The sequence below is a fragment of the Gimesia benthica genome, assembly GCF_009720525.1.
GTDB classification, from domain to species: Bacteria; Planctomycetota; Planctomycetia; order Planctomycetales; family Planctomycetaceae; genus Gimesia; species Gimesia benthica.
Genome location: NZ_CP043930.1, coordinates 3,655,313 through 3,667,964, shown reverse-complemented (window position 1 = coordinate 3,667,964; position 12,652 = coordinate 3,655,313). Strand labels below are relative to the sequence as shown.

The 12,652-nt window shown below is 55.5% G+C and carries 10 protein-coding genes; 3 read left to right on the top strand and 7 right to left on the bottom strand.

Annotation, left to right across the window (positions count from 1 at the left end):
• Positions 1-182: 182 nt before the first annotated feature.
• Entirely contained in the window at positions 183-1,253 is a 1,071-nt protein-coding gene (locus F1728_RS13900; RefSeq protein WP_155364616.1) for a hypothetical protein, read from the top strand.
• A gap of 363 nt (positions 1,254-1,616) precedes the next feature.
• On the opposite strand, the gene F1728_RS13895 is transcribed toward F1728_RS13900, so the two are convergent.
• The 5 genes from F1728_RS13895 to F1728_RS13875 form a co-directional block, all read right to left on the bottom strand.
• On the bottom strand, positions 1,617-1,847 hold the full coding sequence (locus F1728_RS13895) for a hypothetical protein (protein WP_155364615.1): 231 nt from the start codon (positions 1,845-1,847) through the stop codon (positions 1,617-1,619).
• Entirely contained in the window at positions 1,844-3,445 is a 1,602-nt protein-coding gene (locus F1728_RS13890; RefSeq protein WP_155364614.1) for an SLC5 family protein, read from the bottom strand. Before F1728_RS13890 ends, F1728_RS13895 begins: the two co-directional genes overlap by 4 nt.
• Before the next feature lie 156 nt (positions 3,446-3,601).
• Complete coding sequence (locus tag F1728_RS13885; RefSeq protein ID WP_155364613.1) at positions 3,602-4,351, bottom strand: SGNH/GDSL hydrolase family protein; 750 nt, start codon at positions 4,349-4,351, stop codon at positions 3,602-3,604.
• Positions 4,352-4,658: 307 nt separating this feature from the next.
• Positions 4,659-5,144, bottom strand: coding sequence for a DinB family protein (locus tag F1728_RS13880; protein WP_155364612.1), 486 nt, complete (start codon positions 5,142-5,144; stop codon positions 4,659-4,661).
• A 188-nt stretch (positions 5,145-5,332) separates the two neighbouring features.
• Positions 5,333-6,502: a sialidase family protein gene (locus F1728_RS13875; RefSeq protein ID WP_228030744.1), complete on the bottom strand. Its 1,170-nt coding sequence runs from the start codon at positions 6,500-6,502 to the stop codon at positions 5,333-5,335.
• A 297-nt stretch (positions 6,503-6,799) separates the two neighbouring features.
• Between F1728_RS13875 and F1728_RS13870 the strand changes: the two genes are divergently transcribed.
• On the top strand, positions 6,800-6,988 hold the full coding sequence (locus tag F1728_RS13870) for a hypothetical protein (protein ID WP_155364610.1): 189 nt from the start codon (positions 6,800-6,802) through the stop codon (positions 6,986-6,988).
• Positions 6,989-7,341: 353 nt separating this feature from the next.
• On the top strand, positions 7,342-9,336 hold the full coding sequence (locus F1728_RS13865; protein WP_155364609.1) for a DUF1573 domain-containing protein: 1,995 nt from the start codon (positions 7,342-7,344) through the stop codon (positions 9,334-9,336).
• Between the two features lie 11 nt (positions 9,337-9,347).
• On the opposite strand, the gene F1728_RS13860 is transcribed toward F1728_RS13865, so the two are convergent.
• Together F1728_RS13860 and F1728_RS13855 are read right to left on the bottom strand one after the other, a co-directional pair.
• Entirely contained in the window at positions 9,348-9,764 is a 417-nt protein-coding gene (locus F1728_RS13860; protein ID WP_155364608.1) for a response regulator transcription factor, read from the bottom strand.
• A 1,226-nt stretch (positions 9,765-10,990) separates the two neighbouring features.
• The gene (locus tag F1728_RS13855; protein ID WP_155364607.1) at positions 10,991-12,451 is read right to left on the bottom strand and encodes a sulfatase; all 1,461 of its coding nucleotides are present in this window, start codon (positions 12,449-12,451) and stop codon (positions 10,991-10,993) included.
• Between the last annotated feature and the right edge of the window lie 201 nt (positions 12,452-12,652).

The window sequence follows — 12,652 nt, the reverse complement described above, 5'->3', positions numbered from 1 at the left end:
GTCAGCGTGAGCTGAGACCTCCTGCTCGCTGCGCTCGGCCCGAATTTTATTCGGGCCCACCCTCTGATTCGATGATGTTTGCCTTGCCCGTTGTGAGAGTGAGTTGGATTTGCGTACTGCCAGGCTGGCGACCACACAGGGTCGCCCCTACTTGAGATTCCTGTAACAGGAAGCGGAAGAGAATGTTTTATCGTGGTTGCTCGAAATTTGTGAAGCGGGGTCTGTGTTTCGTGGTGGTTTTTCTCTGCAGCGTCAGTCGGGGCTGGTGTGATGAAAGAGGAGAGACAGAAGCGCTCACGATTGATTCGATCACCCGGCGGATTCAGGATACGAAGGACAGGCTGCTGCGGGATTCGCAGGGGCTTTCGCTGACGTATACGTTGGGTGCCTTTGCAAATCCGGAGTTCGAATTTGGATTGTCCGGGAACGCCACGATCTGCAATGTCATCAGGTGGCCTGAACTGTATATCGATGTGACGGGCGTGAACGTGGAAGACGGTTCGCTTTTTCATCGGACATCCGTTTACGATTTCCTGCATCACCGGACCGTTGCCCTGGATCAGCAGAGTCAAAAAGCGACCATCTACCCGGCGCGATTCTTCTTTTCGTCTGGCCATTCAGACTATTACAAGTATCTCCACATGGCTGAGGGACACCAGTTCTATCGTGATGGAGTGCCATTCACACAGGAGCCGACCGTTCCGGAGTGCTTTGCGAGGGGAGACTACCACGTCGTGGGAATCGAAGAGATTGACGGTGAGCGATGCGTGCATCTGCAGAAGCCGGGCGATGATATCTGGATTTCGTTGGACCATGGTGAATACGTTCACAAACGTGAGATGACGTCTGGTCCGGGTGAGCCGCACCCCGTGGAAACGCGGGTACTCAGCTATCGCCTCGTGGATCCCTCCACAGACTTCTGGATTCCGCAACGGATTCGGCGCAAGGATTATTACGGACCAGCTGACGATCCAGACAAGCAGGGCCTGGTGAAACTGGGTCTGGAGATCAACGTCACCGAGGTATCACAGGGGGGGATCGATGAAGCGATCTTCGTCCTGGATATTCCGGTCGGTTACCATGTTTCAGATCTGCTGGTGGAAGAAAACTATTACGTCAAGCAGACGGCATTTGAAAAACTGATGGATGGTTCTCACTGGATCATTTCCAAGCTGATCGTGCTGGCTCTGCTGATCGTGGTGCCCTTGATCAGCTTTCTGTTGTATTCCCGGCGACAGGCTCGTGTGGAGTAATCGGGGTTGCGTGTTGTTCTCAAACCGTGTGTGACCCCTTACGTATGATTAGCTATCCCTGGGTGGTCCCGAATGTAATTCGGGATTGTCGAAGACAACAGGAAATAGACAGTTCAAACGTGTAAAGTGATTTTCATCGTTCCTAAATAAGTTTGAGCTGAGTGCTAAGACAGGTTTCTGGTTTAATAAACGCAAGACTGTCAGTTTCCTGCTCGCTGCGCTCGGCCCGAATTTTATTCGGGCCCACCCCTTGTTTTTTAGGGATGTATCTGGATCCCTTGTGAGCGTGAATGAGTTTGTTCTCCGCCAGGCGGGCGAACACATGGGTTCGCCCCTACCTCTCGATCACAGTTCGTGACTCTATCAGAACAAACTGTAGATCACGATTTGAATCGTCAATGCAAGGCCGGCCCAGACTTTGAGGTTCTGGTACCAGTGGGTGGCGTTTTCCGGGGTTGTGTTTTCGCGGGGGAGACTCAGGACCCAGACCAGGACGGCGATCAATGTGCCGACAAAGAGGGCCCGTACGCACCAGAGGGGAATCTGGACGACAAGATCGCGGACGAAATTTCCAATGTGATGCAGTGGGGTCATGCTTCACCTCTGCGGGGCTGGAGACTGAAGACCAGGCCGTCGATTTTTTCTTTGGGCTCGGGTTTGGTACACAGGCTGATGATTACAATCAGCGAGAATGAAACGACAAACGCCCAGATCGAAAAGTAGAGGAACGGTTCGGAGATCTGGAACAGGGGCTCGAGGCCCAGGGCGGTGTAGACGTCGGGCTGATTCAGGGCGAACAGAGTGATCGAGAAGCAGACGCCGACGAGGAATCCGGTCAGGGCGGCGACGCCGGTCGCCCGTCTCCAGAGCAGGCCGGTGATCAGCAGGGCGAACGCGGGTCCCTGGAAGAAGGCCATCAGCGTCTGGAAAATGGTGTAGATGCCTTCGCTGCGATTCATCAGGAAGAAGGAAAAGCCGACGGCCCAGATCACGAGCAGAAACGTGACCACGCGACCTACCATGAGCAGGGAGACATCGCTGGCGTCCCGGCGATAAAAGCGTTTGTAAAAGTCGTTGGAGACGATGGTCGAGGCAGAGTTGAGATACGAGTCGATGCTGGACATCAGCGCCGCCAGGAACGCGGCGAGGAACAGCCCTTTGAGACCGACGGGCAGCAGATGCGAAATCAGTTCGGGGAAGGCCTGGTCTCCATCGGTCAGTTCGGGGAATTTGATAAAGGCGATCAGGCCGGGCACCGCGACGACCACGGGGACCAGGTTTTTAAGCAGGGCTCCCCAGACATACGCGGCCTTGGCTTCGAATTCACTGGCCGCCCCTAACGAACGCTGCACGATGGCCTGGTTACCGATCCAGTAAGCGGGGCTCAGAATCAGAGCCAGGCCGAAGAAGATCCCGGTCCAGGGGAAGGGGGTGTCTGCATCGGCGGGCAGGATCAGCGAGGTGTGCAGCAGGTCCTCCTCTTCTGTTTCAGGAGCCTGTTCCCTTGCCGCGCCATCCACGGGTTCCATTTTCTGGGCGAGTTCCCGTTCTCTGATCTTGGCCTGAAATTCGTCGATACCGCCGACATCGATGATGCCGATCACCAGGACCAGCAGGCAACCGCCGATCATGATGATGCACTGAATCATGTCGGTGTAGACCACGGCGGCGAGTCCGCCGGAGATGGTATAGATGCCGACGAGGACCGCGGTGAGATAGATGCAGGCGTTAACGCTCATGCCCAGGTGCAGGCTCATCATTTTCGCAGAGGCGAGGAGCATGATGCCCAGATTGCAGGCCATGAAGATGATCCAGCAGAGGGCCAGCGCGGAACGGACGGAGACGTTAAACCGCCGCTCCATGTATTCGGGAATCGTGGTTACGCCGCTCCGCCAGAAAAAGGGAATGAACACGAATGCCCCGATGATCATTGCGGGAACGCAGCCGATCCATTCGAAGTTACCGACAGCCAGGCCATGCGAGAAGGCAGCGCCTCCGGTGCCGATGATGTCGACGGCACCGATGTCGGTCGCGACAAGTGACATGCCGATAGCCCACCAGGGGAGGCGACGACCGGCGAGAAAGTAATCTGAACCGGTTTTAATCTTGGAGCCGATGTAGAGTCCCAGCCCCAGCGTTCCGATCAGATAGGCGAAGATGACGGCGTAATCGAGGAACGACAGTGTCTGCATAAGGATCTCACCCTGGTAGCATTGTGGCCTGGGAAGAAGATAGGTTTATACTGCAGGCATTCACGAGCGTTGGGGCCTGGTGGTTTCTACCATACAGCGTCTTGCAGAAAAAATCGACTCAACACAGGGGATTTCATAAGAGAGCCCGGCGGGTGATTATTTCTGCGGTGCTGCGAGTATTTTTTTGATCTGGGGAATCAGCAGATCGGCGACTTTCCGCTGGCCGGCGGTATTGGGATGCATGCCGTCGAGCAGCAGGTCGTCGGTCGACTGATCGGGTTGCTTGTCGAACTCTTCAAAGGCGGCGTAGATGTCAACCAGCGGGACCTGTTTCTCGCGGGCGATCTCACGGACTGACTGGGCGTAGTCTTTCAGAAACAGGTTGAAGCCCTGGGGATCATCGGGATCGTAGGGCGGCTTGCCATACAGTTTTTTGATACGCGGGATCCAGCGGAGTGAATTCGAGGTCATGAGAATGACCTTGATATCACGTTGCTGCAACTGATCGATGAGGGAACGGAGGTTGGCCTCGTACTGTTTCTGTGAAACGCGCGAGGCTTTCGCGGGGGGATCTTTCCAGACATCGACGGCGGAATCGTTGATGCCAAACTGAATGACGACCAGATCGGGCTGTTTAGCCAGCACATCTTTCTCGAACCGGGCGATGGCGTTCTGCGTGGTGTTGCCGCCGATGCCCGCATTGATCACTTTGACGGGAAGCCCCTGCTGCGGCAGTTCCTTGGCGAGGATCATGGAATAAACGACCAGCGGACCACGGGTGGCGGTGGTGGAATCGCCGAAGGTGACGATGGTCGCCGGCTCTGCAGCAGAGAGGCTGTCTGTGGTGCAGTGCATGCCTGTCAGCAGTGCGCAAGTCAGCAGTAAGGTAGCAGCGCGGTGAATCATGGTGGATAGCCCTGTTTCGGATGCGGTGTGAATGATGTTGCTCCGCGGGGGAAGCTGAGTGTCAGCGCGTGCCTTCAGACTAAACTATGCCGGGGAGGCATGCAATTCCGAAGTGTAAAGAACGTATTTCTCGCGCAGGTAGCGTTGCATTATTCTGAGGGATAATACCAAAGTCGTTTCAACCGGGGCTAACGCCCAGCGGCTAATTTTCTTTATGTAACCACTGTTTCGATAACAAGGGCCACCGTTCAACATGGGTCCCCGTACATTCCAGGTCGAGCAGAATGGAATTGCGTTCGCTGTGGATTTAGAACAGATATCCCTGACCGAGGTCCCGTCGACAGCTGGAGAGCTGGGCGAGGTGGAAGCCGAAGTGGCTGGTGAGGAGCAGCGCGACCGCGTGGCCGACCGTCTGGACCGGAGTGCCATCGAAGAGTTCGATGCCGTGTGGCTTTTCGAGATCGGCGGGCGATGCCTGGGAGGCGAGCGAACGGAGGGTTTCGTAGGCACTGAGGACGGCTGCGATCAGCGAGTCTCGTTTGAGTCCTTCGTCGGGCTGGACTTCATCGGTGGAGCCGGGGCCAAATGCCTGCACCCAGAAAGTGTGTGTCAGTTTGCCGCCGAGAAAGGTCTGTCCCATTTCCCCGACGATGGCCAGGTGGCCGAGGATCCAGGCGGGGGGATGGCCGTGCCCCTGTCCGGGCATGAAGAGCGTCTCTTCCGGGAGATCGGCCATGATCGTTTCGAATTGTTTCATCTGCAGCTGGTTGAGAGCGATTTCATTTTCGAACATGGCGTATTGCACTCCGGGGTTTTTCGGGTGAGAGAAGCATTAACACTATTAATAAAGTAGTCTGCGGGACGCGGGTCGTCAATAATGAGAGGATATTCCGGGTTTGTTACACTGATCGGGTGATTCAATGCTTGATTAATGAAGAACCACGAAAGACACGAAATGCACGAAATGCACGAAAGGTTCTGTCAGTCCGTGGTTAGTTCTGCGATGGGAATCACGGCGAGTTCGGCGCTGTTGAGGTTGCCGCGGCGGCCGCCGTTGTTGGAGTAGCCGACATACAGCTTGCCGTTGTGTTCCAGGGCGCAGGGGTAGGAAAGGCTCAGTCGTTTGGCGGATTCTCCGGGCTGATCGGGGTGCAGCGACCTCCGGATGACGTAGATTTTCGAGAAGACGTTTTCATCCGGACGGGAGACGGCGATGGTCAGGGGGGACCGCCGACCGCCGATGCCTTGGGCACTGTTGCTGACCAGGTAGCGTTGACCGTTACTCAGGACGCCGGTGACCGGTTTGGAGGGGGCCATCGACAGATTGCTCACGCGGGACGGGGACCAGGTCTGTCCCTGGTCTTCGCTGATGGCGAGCAGGGCCTGGGTGCCACCGCCGTAGCGGGCGAGATTGAACACGCGCTGGCCATCGAGCCAGAGCGCACATTCGCCCCACATGCGGGTGATGTTTTTGGCAGCGGGGATCTGCACGTAGTCCCATTTCGTGAAGTTGTCACCGTGACTGATGGCGACGGCGGCGGGGAAGACGCGATCCCCTGCGTAGGGGCCGCCGGTCAGGCCGGGCATGATCCAGTTGCCGTTCTGCAACCGGACTGGCTGATTCATGGGCCAGAATCCGTTCTGGATGATCGTACCGTGCTTTTTCCAGGTGCCCGTTTTTTCATCCAGCGAATAGGCGCGGGTGTGAATCTTCTGCATGTGATTGTAGTAGGCGCCCTGAAAAGCCCAGAGCTTACCCTGGTGTGAGTGGAAGACGCCGTGACTGACCGCCAGGTTCTCTTCGTCGCCGGCGTCGATCAGCTGGAGGTCACTCCAGGTCTTACCATCGTCGCTGCTGACGCGGTACTGGGCCTCTTCGCCGACGGTGTTTTCTTTCCCTTTATTGTGTCCGAAGGAGGCGTAGAGTTTTCCCTTGTGCCAGCAGAGTCCGACGCCGTGCAGAAAGGTGTAGCCGTCGCGGGGCTGGTCCCATTTCTTGATGACTTCAAAGCGGACGTTCTTGAGTTCCGGAATATCTGCAGCGGCGGGCAGGGGCCGGGTGTCGTCCCAGAGCGGGTAAAGGGCAGGTTCGTCCGCGTGGAGCGGTGGCAGAGCAAGGAGGGTCGCCACAACCAGAGTGAGCAGCTTCATGTGGTGTGCCTTGTGTGAGTGTGAGAATGAGTTTGCGTAGATGAATTCAGTTTCGATTATAACATGGTCGGGAGGTGAGGGTGAGAATGGATGGAATGATGAACCACGAAAGGCACGAAATACACGAAAATTAATTGAAGTGTGACAGGCTATGATGAGTCTAAAATAGTTCCTCTGGAAATTACAATGGATCCTGAATCGGTTCTGCTGTGTCATAAAGGTGGAAGAGAAGTTCTCGCTGATGGGCTGGGAGATAGCTGCAGGCTATAACCGAACATTGTAATTAAGAAGACCAGAATGAACGACGATCAAACAGAGAACAGAGATGCTTTAGACACAGGCCAATGGTCGGTGTGGCGGCAGGGGGATGATGGGAACCGGTTTGTGATGGCTGAGGGGCTCAGTGAAGCGGCGGCGCGGCAGATGGTGGCGGAGTTTGAAGCGCGGGGGCATAAGCAGTTGTACCAGGCGAGTCGGATGCGGTAGAGATTTTGCCTGCCGTTGCTCCGACGGTTTCCAGTACACTGCGTTCACCCCGAATTCCATGCGGGAGTTCCTGGTATGATTCCTTTGGGGGGATCAGCACTGCCGGGTGCCATGTGTCCGGTCTAAATAACAAGCCGACAGGTGGCACCCAGTGTCTTCTGGAGTTTTTTGGGTGTTGCGATTTTTCTTTTTCGAAAACGAAGATAGCGCGACTTCGCGTGATCCTTTTTTGGCGGGGCTCCGTTGGGTTGATATACTGCAGAGAGCCGTTACCAGGTTCGGACGTCTGCTTTCTTCTCGCCCGGGCGCTGGTTACTTAGCAACTTTATGCACTCCCGTCTGTGAGCAGTTCTGTGTCGATCAAGGTTTCACAATCGAACGAGCGAATCCGAATTACCGATTTTTCTCCTCTCGCGCTGCTGGTGTCGCTGGCTGTGATCGGTTTCATGGGGGCGATGTTTTTCCAACTGAGCGACGATTGGCTGCTGCCCGCGGATTTCATTAAAAAATCCAGTAGAGACCTGGTCGACTGGTCGCCTTACCAGGATACGGTGCTCTTTTTCGCTGCGATGAGTCTGCTGGCGTACGCGTTCGCCTGGGTGGGAACTTACACAAGCGTGGTGTTCGATTTGTCCGCCGGCGAGGTGCGGTGGAAACGGATTTCGGTGCTCGGCAGAAAGTCACTCACGTTTCCGTTGTCGTCGGTGACGGATCTGTTCGTGGAAAGTGGTCAGGCCCTGGGAACCCGTTCCCGCGACCGCTATCACTGTAAAGTGCTGCTCTGCGTAGAGGGACAGTTTCTGGATCTGTCTAAGGGAGAAACCAGGGTCGATGCGAAAGAGCTGACTCAGTATCGGGAGCTGATCCAGGAGGCCCGGGCGGCAATCTGGCCGGAGGGGAAACCTCCGGCGGAGGGGAGTGCATTACCACCGACGGATGATCCGCAACAGGTGCTGCAACGCGCGGGGTTGTCTGAAACGTCCCCCGGGGTTTACTGTTTGAACCGGTTTCATGCCGTGGTACTTGTGGCTGTGGCGACGCTGTTGTTTCTGCTGTATCAACTGTTGTGTGATGTGCCCGCGTACTGGGGGACTTTTCAACAGGGCGTGGGTGGGTTCCATGTGCTGCAGATCGTCCTCGCGTTTCTGGCAATGACCATTGTTCCGGTCTGCCTGGCGGGGGGCGTGTTTCTTTTCGCGACGATCGGTCTGTGGGATCGGATCTTCATCGATACACGACGGCGGGAAGTTCGCACGGGGCACATCGGTTTTTTCAGCTGGTCGCGGCGGCGGTATGAGTTTGACGAGATTGTCGAAGTGCGTGTGCAGGAACATGCCGATGACGCTGATGCCCGCTTTGGTGTGCTGGGAAGCTACTGGCAGGTGGTACTGGTGACCCGTGATGCGGAGACGATTCCCGTCAATGACAGTGCTTATGGAGTTGAGCACCAGGTTGCATGCAACTGGCTGGCTGTGGCGCTGAACACGTTGCTGGAGGTGAAATCCGAAACGAGGGCGACGCCGGCGGTGGAACAGACAGAGTCCCGCGGCAGGCTGATGAAACGGCCCGTGCGGATGGCGTTCAGTATAATGCTGGCGCTGTTTGCGGGAATGACGGCGATTGCCTTTTTGAGCTATGATGCCAGTGAAGGTCCACAAACCGCGGCTGCGGAAGAGAAGAGCGGGCTGCCCCCCCTGGATGCAGAGACGCTGGCCCATCCGCCGGAGGTCAGTGTGAAACCGGCGACCTTCGACTTTGGGACCGTAAACCTGTTCTCGACGATTCATCCACAATTTGAGCTGACTAACCGGGGGGAGGGGCCGCTCAGGCTGGGCAAGCTGACGGCATCGCGGAATGAGATTTATCCGGAGGTGGAAAAGCAGGTGCTGCAGCCGGGCGAATCGACGGTGCTGGAGTTTGAATACAAGCTGGGTTCGCAGCGAGGCCAGCATGCATATACGGTAACCGTCGAGACGAACGATCCGCAGCGGCGAGAGTTGCAGCTGCAGGTGACCGGTGAGGCGGTGCCTCTGATTGCGACCGATCCGCATCCGCTGGTGATTCCCAAAACTGAGGGAGAGGCGGCGGTAGGTACTGTTATGGTGACGACCAGGAAAGACGCGCCGTTTCAGATTGTAGGATCGGAAACGAGCGGCAAGCATGTATCAGTGAAAATCGAACCGGTCGAAGAGGGGCGGCAGTACAAGGTGACTGTGACCGTTCAGAAAGACGCGGATATTCAGCAGGGGAAACGGAGCCGGTTTTCCGAATGGGTGCACCTGCAAACCGACGACAAGGGGAAATATGGGCAGCTGGCGTTTGCGGTGAAGGGCGAGTTTGCCCGCTGAGGTTGTGTCGCTTACTTACAGGTGCGCTGTTGGGAATCATTTTCGATGGCGGTGATCACGGCTTCCTGCAGTGATTGCACCGGGTACGGTTTCTCCAGGATTGCGAACGCGCCTTCTTCGACGGCGCAGCCGGTGGTGGTTGGATCCAGGGAGCCTGAAACCAGAATCGCGGGCAGACGGTAGCCGGCGGACTTCATCTGTTTTAACAGATCCAGTCCGTTACAGCCGGTCAGCTGGAGATCGGTGAGCAGGCAGCCACAGGAATCGGCGGCGGTGCTGCGCAAGAACTCCTCGGCGGAGGAAAAGGCTTCCACACTCAATCCGCTGCTCTGGATCAGCATGGCGCAGGAGTCCCTGACCGCCTCGTCATCCTCGACGATATAGACGCGCGGCTGGTAATACTCTGGCAGTTTCTGCAGTCGTTGCATCGGTGAATTTTAATCCGTTTAACAGTCCAACCTGTGAGACAGGATTTATAGTCTTTTCAGTTCAGACTTGTAAACTGATGTTTTTGTCCGATTTGACTGAACCTATGACTGTGTTAGTGTTTATGTATATCGATGTCCGCTCACTGATCTTTTGCGGACAGCTGCCGTCGATTCAGCTCTCCTGACTGGTGCCGATGTGGATAATGGGTCGACGAGGAAACGAATTTCTTGTTCGATTCGAGTGATGTTCTTTTTTTGAACGCAACACTGACCGTTTCCGGCTCGCTGTGCTCAGATCAAATTACATGTGGGCGTACCCGGTGTATTGAGAGTTTTCTCAGAGGCCAGGGAAATCGTGTGAGTGGTTCGTGACCTGCCAGGCGGGCGACCACATAGGGTCGCCCCTACGACGGAAATAAGATGGCCATCATCAACGGTTAAAACCGTGCCGCTTGAATCAATGTATTTGAATGTGTGTCATGTGGATGCATTTTGTAGAACGGCGTGAGGGGGTCAAGAGGAAATGTGCTGTGCTTCCGCTTTGAAAGAGGGTGAGTTGATGTTGAATTTGCTCCGAAATGCTCTGAGTGTGCTGCGAAATGATTTGAAATGTTACGGAACATGCAGAACCTGTTCCGGATGTTTCGGTGAAAAGGTGGAAAATTCGACGTCGATTCAGGTGCTGCTGTGTCACTGGTTCGCGGTGTTCCAGTGCACGCATCGTCCGCCTCGCGCGCGAAGCACAATTGCAATACTTTATGCTTTGCGAACCGTCGATCAAGTTCAATCTTTTCAGTTTGATCAGGTGAAAAAGTTTCCCTGGTCGGATGCAGGAGGAGAAAGATTTGTGGAAGGGAGGAGTGGCGTGATGTGGCTCTGTTGGCGGCGCATAAAAAAAGAGGACTGGAAAGCCCAAGCTTCCAGTCCCCTGAGGATTTCTCCTGTGTTTAGGTAACACTTAGTCTGGTCATAAGCATCACTGACGACTACTCAGTTCTTGCGAACTGTCTTGGGTTCATCGCCGGCAACTTACTTCCAGGTTCGTTGTTATACACGGATACTTCGGCAAGTTTTCAGACAGAACTTGAATGGTGGTGCCCAAAAAAATGGCAGATTTTTTTGAGTGAAATTGTAACCGGCAGGACATGAGTGAAAGTTAAAACTGTTTCAAATTGTCTGCGATCATTTGTACAAATTCAGGATGAATTTCGGCTGTGAAAAACTGCTTACAACTCAGGAATCGGATCATCGTTTTTGATGTCTTCTTCTTCCCAGTTTGCCTGACCGTTTTCGTACCGCAGGATGCGATGCTTGCTGCCGGGCGCGGGCTTTTCGTTGACCGTGGGCAGCCAGGTGCGATGTTCTTCAATCAATTTTGCATAATTGGGATCGCCGATGAGATTTTTCCATTCCGCGGGATCCTGCTGCATGTCATAAAACTCTTCCGATCCGTCAGCGTAGTGAATATAGCGATAATTTTCCGTGCGGACCGTGGTGTTGTTGCGGTTATGGGACGTGATGGCGGGCCACTTGCGGGGCGTGTTGGCGTCCTTGAGCTGGGGGACGAGCGAGTGCCCCTCGAGGTCGGTACGGGGAGGCAGGCTGCTGAGTTCGACCAGCGTGGGATAGATATCCAGGAGTTCGGCCGGCTTACTGCAGACGGCGCCTTCGGTGATGCCCGGACCGGCGAAGATGAGGGGGACGCGGGTCGAACGTTCCCAGAGCGTGTTCTTGCCAGTGATCAGTTTCTCACCCAGGTGCCAGCCGTGATCGGACCAGATCACGATGATCGTATTTTCGGCCAGGTTGTTTTTCTCGAGTGCGTCAACGACGCGTCCGACCTGGCTGTCGACGAAACTGGTGCAGGCGAGGTAAGACCGCACCAGGTTGTGCCACTCGTTGGCTTCCTTGAGAAACTTGAGCCGGGGCTCGGGAAGTTTCCAGTGCAGGTACCAGGAGAAGCGGGGTGTGTCGTTGCGGTCGACATCCAGCACGGGAGGCAGCTGGACAGTGTCCGCGGGGTAGAGGTCGAACCACTTCTGCGTGGCGTAGCAGGGGACGTGCGGCAGAAAGAAGCCAACCGAGAGGAAGAAGGGTTCGGTCGGTTTTTTGTTCAACTGATCCACGGCCCAGCTGGCAACCTTCCAGTCGCCTTTGTCTTCATCCTTGTGTGGGAAAGTGCCCCAGTCGACGAGAGGATGCGGGTTGGGGGTGTTGACCAGTTTTTTGGGAGGCTTCACGCCGACCCCGGCAGGGGGGCCGATGACGTTGAATTCTTTATCGGTTTTCTTGCGACCGTAGCCGCCGTGGTAAATTTTGCCGGTGCTGTAAGTTTTATAACCGTTTTGCTCCAGATACTGGGGGAGCGACACGCGATCTTTGAAACGATCGACGTTGCGGAACCAGGGGGCCAGTCCATAGATGCCGGTGGTCGTGGGTCGCAGGCCGGTCATCAGGCTGGTCCGCGAAGGATTACAGAGGGGGGACTGGCAGTGGGCGTTGGTAAACAGAGTTCCGCGGGAGGCGACTTTGTCGATGTTGGGGGTCTTGATCTGGGGGTGACCTTTGAGGCAGCCGATCCAGTCGTTCTGATCGTCGATGGCGATGAACAGAATATTCGGTTTCTGAGCCGCCTGGAGCGGTGTGGAGACGAGACAGAGAAGAGCGATCATCAGGAGCAAGCGCATCCGGGGTCCCTTTCGATAAGACTTTCAGAATCAAAACGTATGAAGCCTTCCCATCATAACCGGCAGAGGAACCGAAAGAAAACCGGGGATCAGATTAACAGTCCCGATTTTGCTTCAGACCGGTTTTCGTCTGGATTACATCAACGCTTGTCGATATATTGGACGATATTCAGAACAGGCGATTTTCTTAGGCTCGGGTAA

What these genes read in the sequence shown, in the direction of transcription:
- F1728_RS13880 (WP_155364612.1), bottom strand. Translation starts at nt 5,144, where the DNA reads ATGTTCGAAAATGAAATCGCTCTCAACCAGCTGCAGATGAAACAATTC.
- F1728_RS13875 (WP_228030744.1), bottom strand. Translation starts at nt 6,502, where the DNA reads ATGAAGCTGCTCACTCTGGTTGTGGCGACCCTCCTTGCTCTGCCACCG.
- F1728_RS13895 (WP_155364615.1), bottom strand. Translation starts at nt 1,847, where the DNA reads ATGACCCCACTGCATCACATTGGAAATTTCGTCCGCGATCTTGTCGTC.
- F1728_RS13860 (WP_155364608.1), bottom strand. Translation starts at nt 9,764, where the DNA reads ATGCAACGACTGCAGAAACTGCCAGAGTATTACCAGCCGCGCGTCTAT.
- F1728_RS13885 (WP_155364613.1), bottom strand. Translation starts at nt 4,351, where the DNA reads ATGATTCACCGCGCTGCTACCTTACTGCTGACTTGCGCACTGCTGACA.
- F1728_RS13890 (WP_155364614.1), bottom strand. Translation starts at nt 3,445, where the DNA reads ATGCAGACACTGTCGTTCCTCGATTACGCCGTCATCTTCGCCTATCTG.
- F1728_RS13855 (WP_155364607.1), bottom strand. Translation starts at nt 12,451, where the DNA reads ATGCGCTTGCTCCTGATGATCGCTCTTCTCTGTCTCGTCTCCACACCG.
- F1728_RS13870 (WP_155364610.1), top strand. Translation starts at nt 6,800, where the DNA reads ATGAACGACGATCAAACAGAGAACAGAGATGCTTTAGACACAGGCCAA.
- F1728_RS13900 (WP_155364616.1), top strand. Translation starts at nt 183, where the DNA reads ATGTTTTATCGTGGTTGCTCGAAATTTGTGAAGCGGGGTCTGTGTTTC.